General features: G+C 52.1%; 23 protein-coding genes. 10 read left to right on the top strand and 13 right to left on the bottom strand.

Features of this window, described 5'->3' with window-relative positions; translation table 11 throughout:
* Positions 1 to 28 precede the first annotated feature (28 nt).
* The 7 genes from argJ to LCH85_17870 all read right to left on the bottom strand — a co-directional run bounded on the left by argJ (position 29) and on the right by LCH85_17870 (position 7,354).
* The gene (argJ, locus tag LCH85_17900; GenBank protein ID MCA0353872.1) at positions 29 to 1,216 is read right to left on the bottom strand and encodes a bifunctional glutamate N-acetyltransferase/amino-acid acetyltransferase ArgJ; all 1,188 of its coding nucleotides are present in this window, start codon (positions 1,214 to 1,216) and stop codon (positions 29 to 31) included.
* Positions 1,217 to 1,218: 2 nt separating this feature from the next.
* Entirely contained in the window at positions 1,219 to 2,430 is a 1,212-nt protein-coding gene (locus tag LCH85_17895; GenBank protein ID MCA0353871.1) for an argininosuccinate synthase, read from the bottom strand.
* Positions 2,431 to 2,663: 233 nt separating this feature from the next.
* Complete coding sequence (locus tag LCH85_17890; GenBank protein MCA0353870.1) at positions 2,664 to 3,167, bottom strand: GNAT family N-acetyltransferase; 504 nt, start codon at positions 3,165 to 3,167, stop codon at positions 2,664 to 2,666.
* A gap of 320 nt (positions 3,168 to 3,487) precedes the next feature.
* Positions 3,488 to 4,009 (bottom strand): NUDIX domain-containing protein, encoded by a 522-nt coding sequence (locus LCH85_17885; protein ID MCA0353869.1) that lies wholly within the window; start codon positions 4,007 to 4,009, stop codon positions 3,488 to 3,490.
* Positions 4,009 to 4,755, bottom strand: coding sequence for an acetylglutamate kinase (gene argB / locus LCH85_17880; GenBank protein ID MCA0353868.1), 747 nt, complete (start codon positions 4,753 to 4,755; stop codon positions 4,009 to 4,011). The genes LCH85_17885 and argB overlap by 1 nt, the downstream gene beginning before the upstream one ends.
* 9 nt (positions 4,756 to 4,764) lie before the next feature.
* Complete coding sequence (gene argC / locus LCH85_17875) at positions 4,765 to 5,775, bottom strand: N-acetyl-gamma-glutamyl-phosphate reductase (protein MCA0353867.1); 1,011 nt, start codon at positions 5,773 to 5,775, stop codon at positions 4,765 to 4,767.
* A 391-nt stretch (positions 5,776 to 6,166) separates the two neighbouring features.
* Positions 6,167 to 7,354 carry a citrate synthase family protein gene (locus LCH85_17870; protein MCA0353866.1) on the bottom strand — a complete coding sequence of 396 codons (1,188 nt, stop codon included), beginning with the start codon at positions 7,352 to 7,354 and terminating at the stop codon, positions 6,167 to 6,169.
* Between the two features lie 139 nt (positions 7,355 to 7,493).
* On the opposite strand from LCH85_17870, the gene LCH85_17865 reads away from it, so the two are divergent.
* A complete protein-coding gene (locus tag LCH85_17865) occupies positions 7,494 to 8,621 on the top strand; it encodes a citrate synthase/methylcitrate synthase (protein ID MCA0353865.1) in 1,128 nt (375 codons plus the stop codon).
* Positions 8,622 to 8,791: 170 nt separating this feature from the next.
* Here LCH85_17865 and meaB read toward each other — a convergent pair whose 3' ends face one another.
* From meaB to gatA, 4 genes are all read right to left on the bottom strand, one after another.
* A complete protein-coding gene (gene meaB, locus LCH85_17860; protein ID MCA0353864.1) occupies positions 8,792 to 9,763 on the bottom strand; it encodes a methylmalonyl Co-A mutase-associated GTPase MeaB in 972 nt (323 codons plus the stop codon).
* A gap of 7 nt (positions 9,764 to 9,770) precedes the next feature.
* Positions 9,771 to 10,184, bottom strand: a complete 414-nt coding sequence (locus LCH85_17855) for a cobalamin B12-binding domain-containing protein (protein MCA0353863.1) — start codon at positions 10,182 to 10,184, stop codon at positions 9,771 to 9,773.
* A 113-nt stretch (positions 10,185 to 10,297) separates the two neighbouring features.
* Entirely contained in the window at positions 10,298 to 11,617 is a 1,320-nt protein-coding gene (locus tag LCH85_17850; protein MCA0353862.1) for a hypothetical protein, read from the bottom strand.
* A 186-nt stretch (positions 11,618 to 11,803) separates the two neighbouring features.
* A complete protein-coding gene (gene gatA, locus LCH85_17845) occupies positions 11,804 to 13,258 on the bottom strand; it encodes an Asp-tRNA(Asn)/Glu-tRNA(Gln) amidotransferase subunit GatA (protein MCA0353861.1) in 1,455 nt (484 codons plus the stop codon).
* A 189-nt stretch (positions 13,259 to 13,447) separates the two neighbouring features.
* Here gatA and LCH85_17840 point away from each other — a divergent pair, with 189 nt between their 5' ends.
* The 9 genes from LCH85_17840 to LCH85_17800 all read left to right on the top strand — a co-directional run bounded on the left by LCH85_17840 (position 13,448) and on the right by LCH85_17800 (position 20,891).
* On the top strand, positions 13,448 to 14,038 hold the full coding sequence (locus tag LCH85_17840; GenBank protein MCA0353860.1) for a hypothetical protein: 591 nt from the start codon (positions 13,448 to 13,450) through the stop codon (positions 14,036 to 14,038).
* On the top strand, positions 14,035 to 14,727 hold the full coding sequence (locus tag LCH85_17835; protein MCA0353859.1) for a haloacid dehalogenase-like hydrolase: 693 nt from the start codon (positions 14,035 to 14,037) through the stop codon (positions 14,725 to 14,727). Before LCH85_17840 ends, LCH85_17835 begins: the two co-directional genes overlap by 4 nt.
* Positions 14,711 to 15,550: an SDR family oxidoreductase gene (locus LCH85_17830; protein MCA0353858.1), complete on the top strand. Its 840-nt coding sequence runs from the start codon at positions 14,711 to 14,713 to the stop codon at positions 15,548 to 15,550. The genes LCH85_17835 and LCH85_17830 overlap by 17 nt, the downstream gene beginning before the upstream one ends.
* A gap of 172 nt (positions 15,551 to 15,722) precedes the next feature.
* Positions 15,723 to 16,430 carry a class I SAM-dependent methyltransferase gene (locus LCH85_17825; GenBank protein MCA0353857.1) on the top strand — a complete coding sequence of 236 codons (708 nt, stop codon included), beginning with the start codon at positions 15,723 to 15,725 and terminating at the stop codon, positions 16,428 to 16,430.
* Positions 16,431 to 16,559: 129 nt separating this feature from the next.
* Positions 16,560 to 17,645, top strand: coding sequence for a Xaa-Pro peptidase family protein (locus tag LCH85_17820; GenBank protein ID MCA0353856.1), 1,086 nt, complete (start codon positions 16,560 to 16,562; stop codon positions 17,643 to 17,645).
* Positions 17,646 to 17,678: 33 nt separating this feature from the next.
* Positions 17,679 to 18,236: an elongation factor P gene (gene efp / locus LCH85_17815; protein ID MCA0353855.1), complete on the top strand. Its 558-nt coding sequence runs from the start codon at positions 17,679 to 17,681 to the stop codon at positions 18,234 to 18,236.
* 100 nt (positions 18,237 to 18,336) lie between these two features.
* Complete coding sequence (accB, locus tag LCH85_17810) at positions 18,337 to 18,804, top strand: acetyl-CoA carboxylase biotin carboxyl carrier protein (GenBank protein ID MCA0353854.1); 468 nt, start codon at positions 18,337 to 18,339, stop codon at positions 18,802 to 18,804.
* 95 nt (positions 18,805 to 18,899) lie between these two features.
* Positions 18,900 to 20,078: an exodeoxyribonuclease VII large subunit gene (xseA, locus tag LCH85_17805; GenBank protein ID MCA0353853.1), complete on the top strand. Its 1,179-nt coding sequence runs from the start codon at positions 18,900 to 18,902 to the stop codon at positions 20,076 to 20,078.
* A gap of 3 nt (positions 20,079 to 20,081) precedes the next feature.
* Positions 20,082 to 20,891, top strand: coding sequence for an AAA family ATPase (locus tag LCH85_17800; GenBank protein MCA0353852.1), 810 nt, complete (start codon positions 20,082 to 20,084; stop codon positions 20,889 to 20,891).
* Positions 20,892 to 21,082: 191 nt separating this feature from the next.
* Here LCH85_17800 and pnp read toward each other — a convergent pair whose 3' ends face one another.
* Entirely contained in the window at positions 21,083 to 23,416 is a 2,334-nt protein-coding gene (gene pnp, locus LCH85_17795) for a polyribonucleotide nucleotidyltransferase (protein ID MCA0353851.1), read from the bottom strand.
* Between the two features lie 243 nt (positions 23,417 to 23,659).
* The gene (gene rpsO, locus LCH85_17790; protein MCA0353850.1) at positions 23,660 to 23,932 is read right to left on the bottom strand and encodes a 30S ribosomal protein S15; all 273 of its coding nucleotides are present in this window, start codon (positions 23,930 to 23,932) and stop codon (positions 23,660 to 23,662) included.
* Positions 23,933 to 24,094 lie beyond the last annotated feature (162 nt).

Here is a 24,094-nt window from a genome sequence, read left to right as displayed (position 1 = left end):
CCAAAAACCGATCCCCGATCCCCAACCTCTACGTCCGATAATCAGCGTTAATTCGCACATATTCCGCGCTAAAATCGCAGGTCCAAGCGTAGCCAATGGCCGCGCCAGCCCCAAGATTTAGGCGAATTGCCACCTGTTGGCCGCTGATTTGGCTAGCAGCTTCGCGTTCGTTGTAGTTGGTGGGCGTGCCACCAGCAACTAATTGCACCTCGCCTAACCACAATTCAACTTGGCTGGGATCGAATGGAACACCCGCGACTCCGGCTGCCGCCAAAATTCGCCCCCAATTGGGATCGCCGCCGTGAATCGCGGTTTTGACCAAGGGTGAGCAGGCAATTTTGCGGGCAATGGTACGGGCTGCGGCCACACTCGGCGCATGATCAACCGTAATGGTGATTAACTTGGTTGCGCCTTCGCCATCGGCAGCAATTTGTTTGGCCAAATCGATGCAGACAATTTCAAGCGCTTGGCGGAAGGCCGTAATATTGCTGGCGTTGATCGTCACACCACTCACGCCTGAAGCCAACAACAATAGCGTATCGTTGGTGCTCGGGTCGCCATCCACCGTTACACAGTTAAATGATGCATCGGTGACTTCGCGCAACAAACTTTGGGCCAAATCGGCATCGATTGCTGCATCGGTGGTGACAATTGAAAGCATGGTTGCCATCATCGGATGGATCATGCCTGCGCCTTTGGCCACCCCAGCCACCGTTACCTCAACCCCATCGATCACCGCCGTGGCGCTCGACGTTTTGGGGCGGGTATCGGTGGTCATAATTGCTTCGGCCAGCGCTGGAGCATGCTCAACGCCCAGTTCAGGCGCAATTGCCGCCACGCCCTTGGCAACTTTTTCAACATTCAGTTGATGGCCGATTACGCCAGTTGAAAGCACCAAAACTTGGTGTGGCTCGCAACCAACTGCTTCAGCCGCCAAGCGGGCCATCTCACGAGCTGCCGCATCGCCTTGTGCTCCGGTACAAGCGTTGGCACAGCCAGCATTGGCAATAATTGCCCGAATTTCGCTGGCATGCTCGGCCAACACTGCTTGATCGTAGAGCACTGGCGCGGCTTTGACGAGGCTGGTGGTAAAAACCCCAGCCCCGGTGCAAACACTATCAGCAACAAGTAAACTTAAATCAGGATTACCACTGGCCTTCAAGCCACATCGCCCCGCAGCACTGCGGAAGCCGGCGGCAAAACGAAAGATACTCATGCTTATTCGGCTCCTGAGGTTAAGGCTTCGACTTTTTGAGGCAAGCCAAAGAGCTTGATAAAGCCTTCAGCATCGGCTTGGTTATAAACGGCATCTTCGCTGAAGGTTGCCAAATCGGGCACGTACAAGCTGCGTTCAGCCTTGCGCCCAACCAAATGCACACCACCCTTGAAGACTTTCAAGCGGGTAACGCCTGTAACATTCTTTTGGGTTTCACTGAAGAATGCCGATAAGGCATAGCGCAACGGTGACCACCATTGACCGTTGTAAATCAACTCTGAGAAGCGGATTGCCAAGGTATCTTTGAAGTGCAAGGTTTCGCGATCAAGCGCCAATTCTTCGAGGCCTTGGTGAGCACGATAGAGCAATGTACCGCCTGGCGTTTCGTATACGCCATGGCTTTTCATGCCAACCAAGCGATTTTCGACCAAATCGACGCGGCCAACGCCATGACGAGCGCCAATGTCGTTAAGGGTTTGCAGCAACGCCACGGGGCCAAGTTGCTCGCCATTCACGCTCACTGGAATACCACGTTCGAAGCCAATTTCCAAATATTCGGGTAAATCGGGGGCTTCTTCAGGGGTCACGGTGCGTTGGAACATGGTTAATTCTGGCTCTAACCATGGATCTTCCAACGAGCCACCTTCATGGCTCAAGTGCCAAATATTGCCATCGCGACTGTAGATCGAGGCGCGAGTGCTGGTGACTGGCACATTATGTAATGCAGCATAATCCAGCGCATCTTCCCGTGAGCGAATGTGCCATTCACGCCATGGCGCGATAATTTTCATGTGGGGAGCCAAGGCCATGTAGGTCAATTCAAAGCGCACTTGATCGTTGCCTTTGCCGGTACAGCCGTGGGAAAGTGCATCAGCGCCAACTTTCAAGGCGGTTTGCACCTGACCGCGAGCGATCAATGGGCGAGCGATGCTCGTGCCGAGCAAGTAGGTGCGTTCGTAGGTTGCACCTGATTGCAACATCGGGAACAAGAAATCGCGCACAAATTCTTCGCGCAAATCTTCGACATAGCAGGCACTTGCGCCCGAAGCAATTGCTTTGGCCTCTACGCCGCTCAGATCGTCATCTTGGCCAAGATTGGCGCAATAGCAGACGACTTCACAGCCATAGTGTTCCTTCAACCACGGCACGATCACGCTGGTATCCAAACCACCAGAGTAGGCTAGCACCACTTTATTTGCAGTCGCATTCGACATGACCAATGAACTCCTTATTGAAAGGATGAAGGAAGAATTATGAGGGATGAAATCCCTGAACTGTCCTTCATTTCACAACAGACAACGTTAAGAATAAACCTAAGCTAAGGATGAAGGAAGAATTATGAGGGATAAAATCCCTGAACTATCCTTCATTTCACAACAGACAACGTTAAGAATAAACCCAAGGGATTGGATCTTCATCCTTCATCCCTCATCCCTCATCCTTTTATTTAATGTTCCCAAACGACGGCGGTTTCGTCACAGCAGGTGACGAGTGGACACTTGACACAATCGCGCCAAACCTTTTCGGGGAAGCGTTCTTTGTCGGTGATGCTAAAGCCCAAGCGCACAAAAAACGAGACAGCGCGGGTCAAGGCAAAAACGGTATGAATGCGGCGCAATTTGGCTTGAGCAACCAGTTCGAGCACAATTTTGGCTCCTACGCCAGCAGCGCGATACTCGGTTGCTACAGCTAATGAGCGAACCTCGACCAGATCAGGATTCATCAGCAACAACGAGCCGATGCCAATCACCCGTTGGCCATGGCAGGCAACTACCCAATTTGCTAAAGAAGCACGAATTTCGTCAGCGGAACGGGGTAATAAATGCCCAGCCCGCACATTTTCAGCTACCAATTCACTCATGCCAGCCACATCGTTTTCATGGGCGGGCCGAACCACAATGTCCGCAGGATCGATTGGAGCCAAAAGTGTACTGTGTTGAATGGCAACCATTGATTGGTTACTCCCAAAACGGCTTGCGCCGGATAATGTTTAAATATCGATATATGTTAGGCCCAATACAGGGCTTGATTTCGTTGATCAATGCTCATGGTTCTCCACCCTTCTGTACCATGGGTGGTTTCCCATCCCCCAACAACCAATCCCCAAGCCTCGTTTCTCCACCCTTCCGTCCCGCCGCTGGCGGGAGACGCAGGGGGTTTTCATCCCCCTGCACCCCCAAATATTTGTATGCTGGATTGTTGATGCGTTTCTGTAACTCCAGCCTTCGCGTGCTTCGCGCTCTTCGCGGTTTCCTTCTCTCTGAATCCTGATTAGCTCCAGTCGATTGCTGGTGGGATTGCCCAACCAGATTCAAAGCTGCTAACGAATGAATGGACGGCGCTTGGGCGTTGGCCTTGAGCCAAAAACGTTGCCAACGATTTCAGCTCTTTGGGCCAAAATGGCATGCTAGCAATTTCAGCCAACGCTCGCCATTCGGGCATTGGTTTATCGGCAGCCTCGGCACGAAGTGTAGCTTGCGGATCTAACGGCGTAGCATACAGAAACACTTCTAAGCCATAGTTTGGCTCGCGATCATTTGGGTCGATGATGGCATAGGTTGGAATAACCCACTCGCGCAAGAAAGCAACTTTGCCAACTTGCACCCGAATGCCGCATTCTTCCCAAACTTCGCGGGCAGCACAATCGGCCAACGATTCGCCCTGTTCTAAACCACCGCCAGGCAAGCGCCAAACCAATTCTGGCTGATCTTCGGTGGCTAGAATCAAGAGTTCTTGCTCACGTAGCACAATCACTCGCGTTCGAATATTGTCGTAAACCGAATGACTGGGCATTAGGCGGCCTCGATAATTGTGCCAGCATCGAGCTGATCGATATTCGTGATGCGCACGATTTTTACGCCAGCTTGCAAGCCGCTCAAGGCCGATTCGACCTTAGGAATCATGCCGCCGCTGATTGTGCCGTTAGCGATTAATGCCTGAATGTCGTTGGTGTTGAGCCGTGGCGAAACCACACCATCAACCAAAACCCCAGGCACATTTGAGATAAACACAGCTTCGTCGGCTCCAACGGCGGCGGCGATCGCGCCCGCAAACACATCAGCGTTGACATTCAGCGTGCCGCCAACGCCATCAGCGCACAAAGGAGCCAGCACAGGCACAACATCTGCCGCTAAGGCTTCATATAAAACCGTGGCACGAATGCGGGCTGGCTTGCCGACCGCACCCAAATCGCCAGCGGCATGCTCTAAGCGGGTGGCATACACCAAGTTGCGATCAACGCCCGACAAGCCGAGGGCTTCTACGCCAACCGCATTCAAGGCTGCAACTAAGCGAGTACTGACCATGCCACAAAGCACCATCGTGGCCGCTTTGAGCGCCGTTTGATCGGTGACACGCAGGCCAGCCACAAATTGCGGTTCGCCACCAAGCGCTACCTGCAATTGGCCAATTTCTTTGCCACCGCCATGCACCAAAATCGGCACATCGTTGACATTGACCATGGTTTGGATCACCGCGACCAAGCGAGCTAGCCAAGTTGGATCATCTATTTCATTGCCGCCAAGCTTCAAGATCCGCATTGCACACTCCTAGCGCAAGCCCGTGGTTTCAGGCAAACCAAACATAATATTCATATTTTGAATTGCTTGACCCGAAGCACCCTTGAGCAAATTATCAATCGCCGCTGTGACGATCAACATGCCAGGCTGAGCGAGCGTCAAGCCAATTGCACAATCGTTGGTATGCACAACATGCGCCAAACTGGCCAACTGACCTTGATCAAGCACATTGACGAATGGTTCAGCAGCATAACGCTGGCGATAAAGCGCATGAATACTGGCCAAATCCAGCTCTGGCTGAATTGGCACATAGATTGTGCTTAAAATACCGCGTTGGGTCGGCAAGAGGTGTGGTGCAAAAATCGTATTAACTGGTGCATTTGCCAACTTGCTCAGTTCTTGCTCAATTTCGCCAACATGGCGATGGGTATGGCCAATGTTGTAGGGGCTATAATTTTCGTGAGCCTCGACAAAATGTAAGTGCTGTTTGGGTGCGCGGCCAGCGCCCGAAACGCCCGAAGCAGCATTAATGATGATGGTTTGGCCAGTTTGCCACCAGCCTTGTTCCAGCAAAGGTGCTAAACCAAGCAAAACACTAGTGGGATAGCAACCTGGGTTGGCGATCGCTGGCACATCAACCAATGCAGCGCGATTCAGTTCAGGCAAGCCATAGGGAGCGTTCAAAAGTTCAGGGTGGGGATGCGTGTGGTCGTACCAGCGGGTGTAAGCGGCGGGGCTGTCCAGGCGAAGGTCGGCGGAGAGGTCGATGGCTTTGACACCATGCTTGCGGGCCTCTGCCACCGTTTGGGCAGCGACACCGTGCGGCAACCCCGTGAAAATCAGATCAACCGCCTGCCAATCAACCTGATTCGCAGCCAACAACGGCATGTCAAGTGGGCCAGGCACAACCTGCGCCAAGCGCTTGCCCGCCGACGATTCGGAAACAGCCCAAACCACGCTGGCGCTTGGGTGGCGCTGCAACCAGCGAGCTAGTTCGTATCCAGCGTATCCAGTTACGCCAAAAATACCAACACGAATCATTGCGAACTCCCTACGGTTAAGGATGAAGGATGAATTATGAGGGATGAATACATGGCTAGTGCATCATTCAAATGTTTCATCCTTTATCCCTCATCCTTCATAATTTTGCCTAAAAAAGATTCCCCCCGAACCATCAAATGAGGTTCGGGGGGAAACGCTTGGGCGTTTGTTATCTTGCTCGTTGCCTGTTATGCAGCACAAACGGCGCAAGCCCACCGAACCTCGTTGGTACGGGGACGACGCAGCCGCAATGCTGGCGAAAAAAGGGTTGTGAGCATTTGTTTCTTCATAATGTCGCGAATAATAGTGCGATTTAGATATTTTGTCAAGTAGTGCTTAAAAGCTCAATTTAGCCCATTAGAATCGGCTAAATAACGCGTTGCAGCACAGGTTAAATCTTGATTATATTTGGTCGTTCGCCGGTGTAGCGAGCGCGTGGCCGAATCAACCGTGCATCGCTATATTGCTCCAAGGCATGGCCAATCCAGCCAAGGCTGCGGCCTAGGGCAAATAGGCTCATTGCGCTGCCCAAGGGCAAATTCAGCACCCGCCCAACCCACGCCAAGCCAAAATCGATCGTCGGATGATCGCCTAATAATTCATAAACGGCTTGGATAATGCGATCAATATCGTTGCTAAATTGTGGCGCTAATCGACGAATCAGATCGAGCAATACCTTGCCGCGTGGGTCGCCGTTGGGATACATCGGGTGGCCAAAGCCAGGTATCGGCTGGCCTAAGCGCAGTTTTTGGGCCAACGCTGCATACATATCAGGGCTACGCAAGAGCTCATCCAACAGCAGCTCGCTTAATTCGCTTTGCTTGCCATGATGCACTCCACCCAGCGCCGCCAAGCCTGCACTAACTACAGCATACAAGGTTGTGCCCGCCGAAGCCACGCAGCGAGCAGTAAACGATGAAACATTGAGTTCATGATCGGCGCTAACAATTAATGCAGCATTGAGCAACGGCTGTAAATCTGGCGGAATCTTCCAAGCCTCGGCCAATTGCGCCACGATCGGGCCTTGCAAGGGACGTTTGGCGGCCACGCTGATCAACAATTGCACCACGCGTACCGCTGTGCGTTGCAAGCCTTGCGGGCGTTGATCGAAAGCGGCATGATCGTTGCTGCCAACGATTGCCAACGCTACCACAAATTGTTCAAGCAACGGTAGATCAGGCAACTGGGGAATGTTCAGCGCTGGCAAATCTCCCCATAATTGCTGGCTTTGTTGCCGATCGCCGACCCAAATCAGGCTAGCAACCTCTTCGATGCTGGCACTACTGGCCAATTCGCGCACATCAAACCCACGATAATAGACCTGTTGATTATCGATCAGCGTGATCGCTGAATCGAGTACTGGCGTGCCCCAGTGCAATGCTCCAGCCGCCACACTAGCCGGATTGCGCCGACCTTCACGGCGTAATTTCAATTGCTCAACCTCATCAAATAAATAGCGATGAGCATGCGCTCCGGCTGGCTCCGAGTGCAACAACCCGCGACTCACATAGGCATAAACGGTTGGCACACTAATTCCCAAATGCTCGGCCACTTCGCGAGCACTCAAATAGCGCGTCATTGCGTTGCTCCATTCCAATATTGATTTGTCAATCAACATTGACAACATTGATAAATCTATTTATAGTCGATAGCAGCAGGAATTTCAAGCGGCAAAATTGCCGCTCAAGGCCTAACACGCTGGAAAGGATCGATTGTCAATGGCGACTGAAACCCAAGTTCATGTAGGTTTAGAAGGGATTGTTGCTGCGGCAACGCGGCTCAGCAGTGTCGATGGCCAAGCTGGGGAATTAATTATTGCCGGTTTTCCCTTGGAGCGTTTGGCTCCGTTTGCAACCTTCGAGGAAACGATTTTTCTCCTCTGGAATGACCATTTACCAAGCCAAAGTGAGTTGGCCGAATTGCGCCAGAGCCTTGCCAGCCAGCGCCAATTGCCAGCCCTGACCTTAGAAGTTGCTCAACAGCTGGGCCGCGAACAGGCCGACCCGATGGATGCACTGCGGGCTGCGACCGCCACATTAACCCCATTGGCCGATGAAAAAGCTACGGCCCAACGAATTGTGGCTGCTTTGCCAACGATTGTGGCGGCCTACTGGCGAGCACGTAACCAAGCCGAATTTATCGAACCACGCAACGATTTAAGCCATGCTGCCAATTATTTGTGGATGTTGACTGGCAAAGAGCCAAGCGCCGAACAAGTGCGGGCACTCGAAACCTATCTCAACACGGTGGTTGACCATGGCCTGAATGCCTCGACCTTCACCACCCGCGTGATTATCTCGACTGAATCGGATTTGGTTTCGGCGATTACGGGAGCAATTGGAGCGCTCAAAGGGCCGTTGCATGGCGGCGCACCTGGCCCAGCCTTGGATATGGTGTTTGAAATTGGCACAGCTGATCGCGCTGAGGAAGTGCTTCGCGCCAAGTTAGCACGCGGCGAGCGCTTGATGGGCTTTGGTCATCGTGTCTACAAAGTACGTGATCCACGGGCTGAGGTTTTGGCAGGTGCAGCCGATCAACTCTTTGCCAACGATGGCAACCGCGAGTTATACGAACTTGTACGCCATGTTGAGCAAACCGCAATTCGGCTGCTCGAAGAACACAAGCCAGGCCGCAAATTGCAAACCAACGTCGAGTTCTACACTGCCTTGCTATTGCATGGCATCGATTTTGAAACCGACCTATTTACCCCAACCTTCACGATCAGCCGCGCTGTTGGCTGGATTGCCCACGCCTTCGAGCAACGCGCCGTTGGCCGGATTATTCGCCCACAATCGATTTACACGGGCGAGCGCAACCGTATTTGGGTTGAAGTTGCTGAGCGCTAAATCGTTGCTCAGCCCTCGCCAACAGTGCAGGTAAGGGCTGAACAGTAGGCATAACGACCTCGGATTGATTGGGTGGGGCTGAAACCAAACCCAAACCGAGGTCGGATGCCGAGTATCTCAGCCATTACCCGCCAGATCGATGTCATTCCGACCACAGCTCGCCTCGTCTGTTATGCGGGAGTGGGAGCTGGCGGTTGCGGGAATTCCAAAACGCTTTCAATCGCTTGCTTGGCGGCAGCATACGGGTCGAGTTGGCGCTCGCTCATCTGTTTGAGTAGTTGTTCATGGACGTGCGGCTCAAGTCGTTGCAGCAATTGGCGCAACAACGTTTCACGCATAATCACTTTCCACTCGCGCTCAATCCGTTCACGTTCGCGTAATTCGAGCAAATTGTTGCTTTTGAGATGGGCGAGATGCCGTTCGACTGCCGCCGCAGCCTCGGCGATATTCTTGCCAGTGTTGGAAACGGTCTGGACAATTGGTGGCTCCCAGCCATCGCGATGTTCGCCACTGCCAAGATGCAACATCATCTGCAATTGCCGAACTGTGCGCTCAACGCCCTCGCGATCAGCTTTATTGACCACAAATACATCGGCAATTTCCAAAATCCCAGCCTTGATCGCCTGAATATCATCGCCCATGCCTGGCACTTCGACCACCACCACCGTATGGGCTTCGCGAGCAATTTCGACCTCGGCCTGACCAGCCCCCACAGTTTCAACAATCACAATGTCGAAGCCTGCTGCATCGAGCGCTTTGACGGCATCGCCAGTGGCCCGCGACAAACCGCCAAGGCTGCCACGGCTCGCCATCGAACGAATATAACAGCCGCTATCGCCGCCCAACGCTTGCATGCGAATCCGATCGCCAAGGATTGCGCCACCACTAAATGGCGAAGTTGGGTCTACCGCCAAGACGGCGACCGTGCGCCCAAGGCTGCGCCAATGCAAGGCCATTTGGGTTACCAAGGTCGATTTGCCAGTGCCAGGTGCGCCAGTTACCCCAACGATATGAGCATGGCCAGTGTAGGGGTAGAGCGCCGCCAAAGCCGTTTGGGCTTGGGCATCGCCAGCTTCAACCAAGGTTATCAAGCGGGCCAGTGCACGGCGATTGCCCGCACGAGCCTTTGCTACAAGTTCCACGCCCAACCTACCCTTCTACCGAGCTACGCTCAACATGCTCACGAATAAAATCGATAATTGCATGGGTCGAAGAGCCAGGCCCGAAAATTCCCGCAATCCCATGATCGTTGCGCAAGATTGCTGCATCTTCATCGGAGATAATGCCACCAGCTACAACCAAAATATCCGCGCCATCGTTTTCGCGCAGCATGGTGGTGATTTTGGGCAGCAAGGTCATATGCGCCCCTGAGAGAATCGACAAGCCGATGCAATCAACATCTTCTTGCAAGGCGGCTTCAACGATCATTTGGGGGGTTTGTTGCAACCCAGTATAAATAACTTCCATGCCTGCATCACGCAAGGCACGGGCGATCACTTTTGCGCCACGGTCGTGGCCATCAAGCCCTGGTTTGGCCACTAACACCCGAATTGGTCGTTCCATAAGGGTCTTTCCTCCACATTGAGAAATGACGATATGCCCCATTGTAGCGCAGTTTAGCCCACCTGCGAATCAGCAATCAGTTGCAGATCGTCACTTCATTTGAGCGCAGCAATTTAGATTAACGCTGCGACTTCTTTCAACCGCACCCGCTTGACCCATTGATAGCCGCGCTTGCCTTGCAAACATTGTTGGCGGGTGGTGGCGATGTTGCCCAAGCCCCAACGCTGACCATTGGCGAGATCAAAGTTCATACTGGCTTCAACCACATCGAAATTGGCACTCAGCGCATAATTCGTGCCTGAACGATCAGTGCCTTGGAAGGGGCCAACATACAACGTTACATGGCCCGCCCGCGCCGCGCCGTTATTGCCAAACACTAGCACATCGCCTGGTTGCCAATCGTTGCCATCGGTAATTTCTTGCAGGGTAGCTGGGCCAGGCGCATAATGCTGGGCCATATGCGGGTTGGCTCCGCTGTTCCAATCCACATTAAAGCCTGCTGCTGCCAAACAAATGCTCACCAAATCGGCGCAAACAATATCTTTATAGTATTGATGATTGGGATTGCTGGCGAATTGCGCTCCATAACACATTTGTTGCAAATTCGTGGGCAGCGCATCGTAGACGGTTTTTTCATCGCCCAGCATAAACAAGGCTTGATCAATAATCGCTCGCACTTTGGGATGTAAAGCATTATAGCTGGGGTGAGCCGAACGTACGCCGCTGCCACCACCGCGCACATTGATCGGCTGATTAATTGTATTATTGACAATCACTGGCACACGAACGGGGGTATAACCAGCGACATTGACTTCGAGCAAGCCAACTGCGCCTGCTCCAATATTGTCAAAGCGATAATTGCCTTGGGCATCGGTTTTGACTTCGCAGGCCGCACGGGCTACAGGCGCAACATCGGGAATCAGATAGGTTTTGGCGGTTTGGAATAAACGCCCATCAGCAGCCAATTGGGGATTATGAATCAAAGCATTATCCCGAAACGATTCCCAGCTAATTGGCACACGCTTATCAATATATTGCACCCAGCAATCCCAACGTGAGCCAGCAAATCCAGTGATTTGGCGTGTCCAGCTCACTTCTTGGGCTGGCGAAACTTCGGGCATCAAATAGGTTTTATCGCTATGAAACACCCGTCCATCATCGCTCAAATGGGGATTGTAGATGAGCGCACCATCGCGAAAATCGCCCCAAGCAATTGCCACTTTGCCGTTGATCTGCTGCTCCCAACATTCCCAGCGCGTGCCGCTAAACCCTGTCAGCGAGCGCGTCCAATCGACTTGGCCTGCTGGCAAGAGGCTGCGATTGGCCACATTGCTCAGATAGCCTGCTTGTGAGATAAACCGCACGCTAATGTTGGCAAGCGGCGCAAGATCAATCGTCCGAACCACCCGCCCAGTGATGCTATAACTGGTCATGCCGTTGGCTCCCTACTAGATGCTTTCGTAGTTCAATGGTAGCGGTGGCGCTCAGAGATTGCAATAGCCCAAGGAAAGTATGAGGGACGAGGGATGAGGGATGAAATTTAACCACGAAGGACACGAAGAGCACCAAGGATCATTACTTAGTGGTCTTCGCGTTCTTCGTGGTTACGAAACGTTTGGCTACAAACTAGGGTGTTGTTTGTGCCAGCTGTTATTTTGCTCGTAGGCATGGCCGACGCGCAGCAAGGTCGCTTCATCGAATGGCTTACCAATTAATTGCAGGCCAGTTGGCAAATTGTCACTGAAGCCACAGGGCACGACCAAGCCAGGCACACCCGCCAAGTTAATCGGCAATGTACACACATCCGAGAGATACATCGCCACTGGATCATCGGCTTTTTCGCCAATTTTGAAGGCCACGCTGGGCGAGGTTGGTGCTGCCAATACATCAACTTTGCTCCAAACTTCTTGGAAATCGCGGCGAATCAAGGTACGCACTTGTTGGGCACGGCGATAGTAGGCATCGTAATAGCCCGATGAGAGTGCATAGGTACCAAGCATAATCCGGCGGCGCACTTCCGCGCCAAACAATTGGCCGCGGGTCGATTCAATTTCATCGAACAGTCCATTGCCTTCCAAGCGCACGCCATAGCGCACACCATCGAAGCGAGCCAAGTTGGTGCTACATTCGGCTGGCGCAATGATGTAATAGACTGGTAAGGCATATTTGGTGTGTGGCAGCGAAACCTCAACGATTTCAGCACCTAAATCTTTAATCTGCTCGATCGCCGTGCGTACCGCTTTTTCAACCCCAGGCTCCATACCATCGACGAAATATTCGCTAGGCACGCCAACTTTGAGTCCGCGAATATCGCCAGTGAGGCTGGCGCGATAGTCGGGCACAGGCAAATTGGCGCTGGTTGAATCTTTGGGATCATGACCAGCAATTGTTTCGAGCAACAAGGCGACATCTTCAACCGTGCGGGCGAATGGCCCACATTGATCGAGTGATGAGGCAAAGGCCACCAAACCATAGCGTGAAACCCGCCCGTAGGTTGGCTTCAAGCCAACGATGCCACACAACGCGGCAGGTTGGCGAATTGAGCCACCAGTATCAGTGCCCAATGTGCCAAAAGCTTGGCCAGCAGCAACCGCCGCCGCCGAACCACCCGACGAGCCACCAGGCACGCGTTCGGTATCCCATGGGTTGCGGGTACCGCCAAACGCACTATTTTCATTGGACGAACCCATGGCAAACTCATCCATATTAAGCTTGCCGAGGGTTACCGTGCCAGCCTCGTTGAGTTTGCTCACGACGGTGGCATCGTAGGGCGGAACCCAATTTTCCAGCACTTTTGAGCCGCAGGTAGTGCGCACATCTTTGGTGACAATCACATCTTTAATGCCTAATGGAATACCAGTTAAGCTCGTGGCGTTACCAGCCTTGATGCGCTCGTCGGCAGCTTGCGCTTGTTGCAAGGCCAAATCGGGCGTTTGAGTTAAAAACGAATGGAGGGTTGGCTCTAACGCGGCGATGCGTTCCAGCAGAGCCTCGGTCAGTTGCACCGAGGTAATCTCACCGCGATCTAATTGGGCGCGGGCCTCGGCAATTGTCAATTCATGGAGGGCCATAATCACATCCTCACGCATGGGCTTGCTTGTTTACCAACGCGCATTGTAGCATAGCGCATCGTTTCACGATCAAATGGCATTATTTGGCCTTTTGAATGGGCTATTTTCGCAGTTGGGGCCATGACAAGCAACGATTGGCTGTGGTATACTGCTGATGAATTTTCCCCTTCGAGGCACTGCAAGGAGGTTGACGTGGCCAATCGCAACCGCAAATCCACCGATTCGACCAAAACAACTGCTGTTGAACGAGTTGATATCGATCGCTCGTACAAGTTTATGATCATGACCTCCTTTATCCTCAATGTTGTATTAATCATTGGCTTAGGTGTTTTAGCAATTGCGTTATTTGGCTATAAAACAGGCCTCGCGCCGCTTAAACCAACGATCGCCAAATTAACTGATACGATTGATGGGCTGAGCAATGCCACGATTAAAGCCAGTGTACCGCTCAATGAGCAGTTGCCGATCACCTTACAAGTGCCTGTTAGCCAAAATACCAATGTGCGGGTGACCCAGGCTGTGCCGTTGCAAGTGCCTGCCGATATCACCCTTCCAGGGGTGGGCTATCTCAAAGCCAGCGTGGCCTTGAATTTGCCCGAAGGCTTGGAATTGCCGGTCTATTTGAGCCTGACGATTCCGCTGCAAGCCTCAGTGCCTGTCAGTTTAACCGTGCCAGTCAATATTCCACTCAAAGATACTGAGTTAGGCCCGCAATTCCGTAGCCTTGGTGAATTGGTGCAGCCGCTGGCCGACCTTGTAAATGGGGAACCAACCGAACAATGAAATTGCTACTTTGGGATATTGATGGAACCCTGATTCGGTCACATGGGCGCAGTCTTGAAGCTTTCAAGGCTGCGTTTCAGCATGTATACGAGGTTGATCTGCCGCTTAGCCCAACCGCTGGCAAAACTGATGGCCTGATCGTTCGCGAGACACTCCATTCATGGGAAGAGGCGGCAATTCTCGAACGGCTTGAACAATTTTACGCCGTGTATGAAGGCGAATTACAAGCTCGTTTTGAATATCTGCGACGTGAAACCACAATTTTACATGGGGTTCAGGCAGCTTTGAGCCACTTACAACCGCATACAATTCATTCGTTGCTAACAGGCAATATGCAGCGTACCGCCAAAATCAAACTTGATGCTGTTGAGCTAAGCCGCTATTTTCGTTGGGAATGGGGCGCATTCGGCTCGGATAGCCATATTCGCAACGATTTAGTGCCCGTCGCATTGCAACGGGCGCAAGCTGCTGGTTGGCATGGCACGTTTGATGATGTGGTGGTAATTGGCGATACGCCGTTTGATATTGCTTGCGCTAAAATTGCTGGAGCATGCTCGGTCGCCGTGGCAAGTGGTAAGTTCAGCCTCGAACAACTCGCTGAGCACCAGCCCGATTTGCTGTTGGCAGATCTGGGCGAATTGGCCCAGCTTCAGGCATTTTTAGGAGTAGCCGATGAAATTGCTCGATAAAGTAATTGTCATTACTGGTGGCAGTCGTGGCTTGGGCTTGGCAATGGCCGAAGCAATGCTACGCCAAGGTGCCAAAGTTGTGATCGCTGGCCGCGATCAAGCCAGCCTTGAACAAGCCTTTGCTCAACTCAAACGCCAATCGAGCCATGTGCTGGCGACAACTTGCGATGTTGGCGATTTGGCGGCAATTGAGGCATTACGCGATCAAACTATCGCCCGGTTTGGCAAACTCGATGTTTGGATCAACAATGCTGGCGTGGCTGGGCCTTATGGCGCGACTGTGGCTATACATCCCCGCGATTATCGGCGCGTGATCGACACTAATATTTTTGGCACCTATCATGGCTCAATCGTGGCGCTCAAATATTTTCAACAACAAGGCCATGGCAAATTGATCAATCTGTTTGGGCGTGGCGATACTGGGCCTGTGCCGTTTCAAACCGCGTATGGCGCTAGCAAAAGCTGGGTGCGCAACTTTACCTTGGCCCTCGCCAAAGAACATCGTAACCAAGGCATTGAAATTTTGGGCTTCAACCCCGGCTTGATGACCACCGATATGCTGACCGATGTGCAAGTGATGGCAGGCTACGAAGCCAAACTTGAAGCCCTCAGCACCATTTTGCGCATGTGGGGCAATCCGCCCAGTGTACCGGCGCAAAAAGCGGTTTGGCTTGCATCGAAGGCCACCAATGGCCGCAATGGCTTGAGCATCAGCCTACTTTCGCCACCACGCTTGTTGCTGGGTGCACTCAAAGAAGCAATTCGGCGTGTACGCGGCAAGCCCGCCCCAGCATTGCCAATCAAACTGACCACCATCGATTAAGGATTGATTGAGCAACGAAACCACGCAGCGAGGTTGGGTCGGGAATTGGAAATACTAAAAACTCAACCAGCCAAAAGAGCGCTAAATCTGTCTTATATTGATCAGTACAAAATTGCTCAAACCTGCTAAAATAGCGCGATTGACGCTTATTTGTGGTTTGAGGATGTTCCCCATGGCCAAATCAACTGTTGAAACCATTCGTGCCCGCTTCGATGCTGATGTTGAGCGGTTTTCCAATTTGGAAACAGGTCAATCGGCGACGGTCGATGCCCCGTTAGCAATGACTTTGGTTGCCCAAGCGGCGGCGGCCACCACGCCTAATGCTCGCCATATCTTGGATATTGGCTGCGGTGCTGGCAATTACAGCCTGCGAGTTTTGCAAGAATTGCCCAACCTTGATGTGACGCTGATCGATTTGAGCTTGCCAATGCTTGAGCGAGCGCAACAACGGGTCGAGGCCGCCACAACAGGCAAGGTCACTACGTTGCAAGGCGATGTCCGCCAGCTTGAGTTGGGCAGTGAGCAGGTTGATATTATTGTGGCAGCGGCGGTATTTCATCACCTACGCGACGATGCTGAATGGCAGGCGGTCTTTGCTCAATGCTATGCAGCCTTGCGTCCAGGCGGCTCACTGTGGATTTTCGATCTGGTGGAACATTCTAGTGAGGCTGTTCATAGCTTGATGTGGCAACGCTATGGTCAATATCTCAGCGATTTCCGCGATGAGGCTTACCGCAACCAAGTATTTGAATATATCGAGATCGAAGATTCGCCGCGCCCATTACTCTGGCAAATTGACGTTTTGCGCAGCGTCGGCTTCCAAAAGATCGATATTTTGCATAAAAATAGCTGCTTCGCCGCGTTTGGCGGGGCGAAATAGCCAGAGGATCAAACAAGCAACAGCTTTACAATAAAAACGTTTGACAAGCATCTTTGATGGCATATATACTACACAAAGCCCGTTGGCAACCCCAAGCGGGCTTGTAGTGTGCTGAAAGGCTGGTGCGCGGTGTCTCAAGAACGGCTCGCAGCGTTGCGGATGCTTTTTGAAGCAGCCCAAATCGATGGATTGTTGGTCGCTAATAGCCAAAATCGGCGCTATCTGAGCGGGTTTACTGGCTCGGCGGGCTTGTTGATCATTGATGCTCAACGGGCATTATTAATCAGCGATGGCCGCTATACCGTGCAAGCAGCCCAAGAGGCCAGCCAATTTGAAACGATCACCCGCACGCTTGATGAAAGCTTGTATAGCTGCGTTGGCCGCCATATTGCGCCGATCAAACGCTTGGGCTTTGAGCCAGCAACACTCAGCGTTGCCGATTACAATGCCTTGCGCCAAGCCTTGCCTGCTGATGTAACCTTGGTTGCAATTGGGGCATTGACCGAGCAACTCCGCGCGATTAAAAGCGACGAAGAAGTTGCGGCCTTGCGTCAAGCAATTAACATCACCGACCAAGCTTTAGCCGCAGTTAAGCCAATGTTGCGCCCAAGCATGCTCGAACGTGAAGTTGCTTGGGAATTGCACAAGGCAATTGTTGAGCATGGCGGCGATGGTTTAGCTTTTGAGATTATCGTGGGTGCTGGCTTAAATAGTGCTTTGCCCCATTATCACGCTGGTAACGCCCCGCTGGGCCAAGGCCAGCCGATTGTGGTCGATTTTGGGGCGCTCTATGCTGGCTATCATGGCGATATGACCCGCACCTTGGTACTCGGACAGCCCGATGCCAAATTTGATGAAATTTATGGCATTGTGCGCCACGCGCTTGCGGATGCAACCAACGGCATCACCGCCAATACCACTGGCAAAGAAGCCGATGCCTTGGCTCGCGATGTGATCGAAGCCTCAGGCTATGGCGAATATTTCAGCCATGGCACAGGCCACGGGGTTGGCCTGCAAATTCACGAAGAGCCACGGCTCAGCCGCGTTCACAACGATTTGCTGCCAGTTGGCTCAATTTTTAGCATTGAGCCAGGCATTTATTTGCCCGATTGGGGCGGCGTGCGGCTCGAAAACTTGGTTTTACTCAATGCCAATGGCATTGAAACGCTTACACAATCGCCACTTGACCCGATCATTGTGATCGAGCAAGCCTAAAATTTATTACAACCCAAAGGGAGTTCGTGTATCATGGTCTCAACAGGTGAAGTACGCAAAGGTCTAACCCTCATTATTGATGGTGAATTGTTCCGCGTGATGGAAGCCAACCACGTCAAGCAAGGTCGTGGCACGGCATTCTTGCGCCTGACCTTACGCAATGTCCGCACCAGTGCTACAACGGTTAAAACGTTTATGGCTGGCGAACGCTTCGAAGTTGCCCGCTTGTCAACCCGTAACGTGCAATATCTCTATCGCGAAGATAACTATATCTATGTGATGAACACCGAAACCTACGATCAATTCCCCGTCAGCGTGGATTTGCTCGAAGATGCGTTGTTGTATATTCGCGAAAACGAAACCTTCGACGTTTTGACCTACGAAGATGAAGTGCTGGATATTTCGTTGCCACCTTCAGTTGAGATGGTTGTGGTTGAAACCGAGCCAAACTACAAGGGCGATACCGCTTCAGGTGGCGGCAAGCCTGCAACCACCGATACTGGCTTAGTGGTGCAAGTGCCTTCATTCGTCGCGGTTGGCGAACGGATTCGGGTTGATACCACCAACGGCAAGTACATCACGCGGATCTAAGTGGGGTTTGGCCCATTATTTTAAAGCTGATCATCACGGCGCTGGGCACGAATCCCTGCGCCGTCGCCATTTCTCCTTGTGTAGTTGAGGATGCTAGCCCATGAGTGAGCAAACGCCCGAACAGAATTTACTCACCGAGGATGTGCGTGAGTTGCTGCGGTTAATCACCCAAACTGATATTACTGAGCTAAGCCTTGAGCGTGGCGATGCCAAAATTCATGTCAAGCGCACGCCCTATGCTGTGGCAGCACCTGTAGTCGTGACCAGTGGCGTAGCGGCGACACCAGTTGCAGCCAGTATTGCCGAAACGCCCGCCGCGCCTATTGGTCAACCAATCAATTCGCCAATGGTGGGAACCTTCTATGCCTCACCATCGCCCAAAGATCCACCGTATGTCAAAGTTGGCGATGAAGTGCACCCAGGCGATGTCGTTGGCATCGTTGAAGCCATGAAGATGATGAACGAAATCGAGAGCGAAATTCATGGCCGCGTGGCAGCGATCCACGTTGAAAATAACCAGCCGGTTGAATATGGTCAAGTGCTCATTTCAATCGTGCCGCTCGATTAAGTTCCATACAATGTTGGGTACTGGCTATCCAACATTGTTTTTTTAGTTAAATTCTCGTACAATTGTGCTACTACCATCTGCAAGCAGGCCAAGCTATGGAACAACTTTCAGTCAGTGAGTTATGTGGCTATATCAATGCAGTGCTCACTAGCGACCCCGTGGTGAGTGATGTTTGGGTTTATGGCGAGGTTTCTAACTGCAAACGCCATTCATCAGGCCATTGGTATTTGACCCTTAAAGAGGCCGATGCCCGTATTGATGCGGTGATTTGGCGTTCCACAGCCTTGCGTTTGAGCCACCTACCCCAAGATGGCATGGCAATTTTAGGTCATGGCAAAGTTGAACTGTATAATGGACGCTTGCAAATTTATCTTGATTTTATTACTCCTGCTGGCGAAGGCCTGTTGCAAGCCCAATATGAACGGCTCAAAGCCCAATTAGAAGCCGAGGGTTTAACCGAGCGCAAACGGCCATTGCCGCTATTTCCTCAACGCATTGGCATTGTCACTTCGCCAACTGGAGCGGCCTTGCAGGATATGTTGAATGTGCTGCGCCGCCGTTTCCCTTTGGCCGAAGTGATTATCGCGCCAGCTCTCGTGCAGGGCGAAGATGCCGCGCCTTCGATCGTTGAAGCCTTGTATGAGCTATTCGATTTCGAGCCAGATGTGATTATTGTGGCCCGTGGTGGTGGCTCAATTGAAGATCTTTGGGCGTTCAACGAGGAGATTGTGGCGCGAGCGGTTTTTGCCTCGCCAGTGCCAGTTGTCACCGGAGTTGGTCACGAAACCGATACAACAATTGTCGATTTTGTTGCCGATTTGCGTGCGCCAACGCCTTCGGCTGCCGCTGAGTTAGTTACACCCGATTTAGCGACGTTGCGCGATGAATTGATCAGCCAAGTTGGGCTGTTGCATGGCTTGTTTCAAGGGCGTTTGCAATTGCTGCGCAGCGAATTAGGCCAACAGCAACAACAACTTTTACGTCACAATCCGCAAATGCGGCTGCATCAAGCGCGTGAGCAGGTCAATACCCAACAACAACAGTTGCAGCGAGCGATCCAGCGTATGCTCGAAATGGCTCGCTTAAAAGTTCAAGTTGCTGAGCGCAGTTTAGTTGCACTCAATCCCGAACGAACCTTGGCGCGCGGCTATGCCGTTGTATTGCATAACGATCGTGCCCTGACCAACACCAGCCAAGTAGCAATTGGCGATAATGTGAGTATTCAATTGCATCAAGGCCAGGTTCAAGCCACAATTACTGAGCTACGAGATTGAGCGATGCTACTCGCTAGTTTGAAAATTCAACCACCAGCTGCCCACGATGCTGAGCAATTTCCCCTAAATGTGCCAGCAATCCAAGCCTTGGTTGGCCAAACCTTCGATTTTGACGTGCCTGTGACGATTATTGTGGGTGACAATGGATCGGGCAAATCAACGTTTTTAGAAGGTTTGGCGGTTGCTACGCGTTCAATCGCCGTCGGAACCCACGATTTAGAGCGTGATCAAAGCCTGACTTCGGCTCAACGTTTAGCCAAATATCTCAAACTTAGCTGGCATAAACGCACTGGGCGCGGCTTTTTCTTGCGGGCTGAAGATTTTTTTGGCTATGCTCAGCGGGTAAATCAATTGCGGCTTGAAGCCGAAGCTGGCTTACGCGAGATCGAGGCGGATACCACACTTTCGCCCTTGGCGCGTGCCCAAGCTCGTCAAACCCATTCGCGCACGATTGGGGAGTTGCGCCATCATTATGGCAATGGCCTCGATCATATGTCGCATGGCGAAAGTTTTTTGCGTTTGTTTCAATCGCGTTTTGTCCCAAATGGCTTATATTTACTCGACGAACCAGAAGCCCCGCTAGCACCAATTCGCCAATTGAGTTTGTTGGCATTAATTCGCGATGCAGTTGAACAACAACAAAGCCAATTTGTGATTGTGACCCACTCGCCAATTATTATGGCCTACCCCAAAGCTCGCTTGCTCCAGATTAGCCCTACAGGTTTGCAACCGATTGAATATAACGCGATTGAACATGTCAGCTTATTGCGCGATTTTCTCAATCATCCTGAGCGTTTCTTGCGTCACTTGTAAATTTTGGGGTCGGGGATTGGTTGTTGGGGTCGGGTTTAAACCACGAAGGACACGAAGTTGCGCGAAGGATGAGACGCTAGGCTGAAGGCTATCGGAACAATCGTTGGTATTTCCAGCCAATCTCCGATAGCCCATAGCCTTTAGCCAATAGCCCTTCGTGTTATTTCGTGTCCTTCGTGGATCAAAACCTATTAGCCGCGGAAGCCACCACCACGGCGGTCATTGCCACCGCTGCTTGGGCGTGGGCCACGGTCGCCGCCTTCACGAGGGCGGTCACCTTCGGGGCGCGGGCCGCGATCACCTTCAGGGCGTGGGCCACGATCGCCACCTGGGCGTGGGCCACGATCGCCACCACCACCGCCACCGCGAGGGCCGCCTTTGCTACTGCTGCTCTTGCGTTGCTCAGCGGTTTCGCCAGTCAGAATTGCGCGACGTGAAAGGCTCAATTTGCCAGTGCCTGGTTCAACATCGATCACCATCACGGTCAATTCGTCGCCAATTTTGACCACATCTTCAACGTTTTCGACGCGCTTTTCATCAAGCTCGGAAACGTGAACCATGCCATCTTTGCCTGGCAACACGTTGACGAATGCGCCATACGGCATAATCCGCACAACTTTACCAGTAAAGATTTCGCCAACTTTGGCTTCGCGGGTCAAGCCTTCGATCAACGATTGCGCCATGCGTGCGCCATCGGCATCGGGCGTGGTCACGAATACGCGGCCATCATCCTCAACATCAATTTGAGCGCCAGTTTGCTCGATAATTGATCGAATCGTCTTACCACCAGGCCCAATCAATGCCCCAATTTTCGATGGGTCGATTTGCAGGGTGATAATTCGTGGGGCAAATTGGGAAATATCGTTACGCGCAGTGTTGATAATTTCATTCATCTTATCGAGAATGAACACGCGCCCTTGGCGAGCTTGCTCAAACGCTTGCTGCATAATTTCATAGGTAATGCCCGTGGTTTTGATATCCATTTGCAGCGCGGTGATGCCAGCGGTCGTGCCAGCAACCTTGAAGTCCATATCACCCAAAGCATCTTCCAAGCCTTGGATGTCGGTCAAAACGCTGAATTGGCCAGCGGCTTTGCCTGTGATCAATCCCATCGCTACGCCAGCAACCGGAGCTTTGATTGGCACACCAGCATCCATCAAGGCCAGCGATGAACCACACACCGAAGCCATTGACGATGAACCGTTCGAGGCCAAAACTTCTGAGACCAAACGCATGGTATAAGGGAACTTATCTTTTTCAGGCAAGACTGCGACCAAAGCGCGTTCGGCCAACTTACCGTGGCCAATATCGCGGCGACGTGGGCCACGTGAAGGTCGAGCTTCGCCAGTCGAGAAGGCTGGGAAGTTGTAGTGGTGCATGTAGTGACGAGTGGTTTCGATACCCAAATCGTCGAGCCGTTGCTCATCGCCAGGCGAGCCAAGCGTTGCTACGGTGAGCACTTGGGTTTGACCACGGGTAAACAAGCCTGAGCCGTGAACGCGCGGCAAAACCCCAACATCGACCGCAATTGGGCGAATTTCGTTGACCTTACGGCCATCGACGCGAATCCCTTGCTCAAGAATCGAAGAACGAACTTCATCTTTAACCAAGGCATCGTAGTTTTTGGTTACTGCCTTGACCCGTGCTGCCAATTCTTCTTCGGCCACGCCAGCGCTGAATTGCTCCAACACTTCGGTGCGCAAGCCATCGGTAGCAGCTTCACGAGCAGCTTTGTCGCTATTGTTCAAAGCTTGCAAGAAGCGATTGCCCATCCACGCTTTGATTTCGTCTTGTAGGCTGGTATCGACGACTGGAGCCACAAATTCTTTTTTGGGCTTGCCACATTTTTCGGCCAACTCAAGTTGAGCTTGAATAACCGCTTGCATGGCTTCGTGACCGCGTTTGACGGCTTCGAGCATTTCAGCTTCGGTCAATTCGTAGGCGCTAGCTTCGACCATCATCACGGCTTCGCTGGTACCAGCAACCACCAAATCGAGGCGGCTATTTTCCATCAAGCCCATAACTGGGTTGACTGCAAAAACGCCATCGATATGACCCATTTGCACTGCACCAACTGGCGCAGCAAACGGGATATCCGAAATCACCAAGGCTGCCGAAGCGCCAATAATCGCCAACGGACCAGGATCATTAACTTGATCGGTTGAAAGCGTCGTAATCGAGACCTGCACGTCATTGTAGTAACCTTTGGGAAACAAAGGTCGCAATGGGCGGTCGGTCAAGCGCGAGGTTAAAATAGCAGTTTCGGTTGGGCGGCCTTCACGTTTGAAGAACGAACCGGGGATTTTACCTGCGGCATACATCTTTTCTTCATAGTCAACCGTCAGTGGGAAGAAATCAATCCCATCGCGTGGTTCGGCTGACGCGGTGACAGCGGCGAGCAAAACTGTATCGCCATACCGCACCAAAACTGCTCCATTGGCCAACTGCGCAACCCGACCTGCTTCAATCGTTAACGGGCGACCCGCCAGCTCGACAGTTACGCTATGAACTTGTTGTTCACTCAAAATGTGCCTCCAAACACCCCACTTGGGTGCTTCACGATGTGGAGCGTTAGGCACTGGAGCCTGCACAGCAACTCCCTGTCACTGTTCACGCGCCAATTCCTAACGTCCACAAAACATCAGTGCGCCTCTTTTATTGCAATCATTGAGCCAGCGAGGCTATGTTTGGCTCAACACAAAAACGTCTGGGAGCAATTGTACTCCCAGACGTGTATTTTAGCATGCTTTGCAAGCACTCTACCCAATTTAGGCTTTGATCCGCAGACCCAAGCGTTCGCTGACAGCGCGGAACCGAGCATTATCTTTTTTGCTCAGGTAGGCCAACAAGCGACGGCGACGACCAACCAACTTCAGCAAACCACGGCGTGAGTGGTGGTCTTGCTTGTGCAATTTCAAGTGCTCAATCAATTGGTTGATGCGGTCGGTCAAAAGGGCAATTTGTACGTCTGCCGAGCCAGTATCTGATTCGTGCAGTTTATAGTTATTGATAACGGTTGACTTATCTTTTTCCAGCGACACAGTGTGCCTCCTTGAGTAATTGGGCATGGGAATGCCGGTTTTCCCACCCTTCCCTGTGCAACGCCATTCGCGGCACATTGGCTGCGAGTATACCAGCAAAATCGATTCTGTGCAAATTGATATGTCAAGCCGATTTAACATTTTGGATGAGAAGTGGATGAG

Source organism: Chloroflexota bacterium (assembly GCA_020161265.1).
GTDB lineage: Bacteria > Chloroflexota > Chloroflexia > Chloroflexales > Herpetosiphonaceae > Herpetosiphon.
This window is presented reverse-complemented; position numbering and strand designations above follow the sequence as displayed.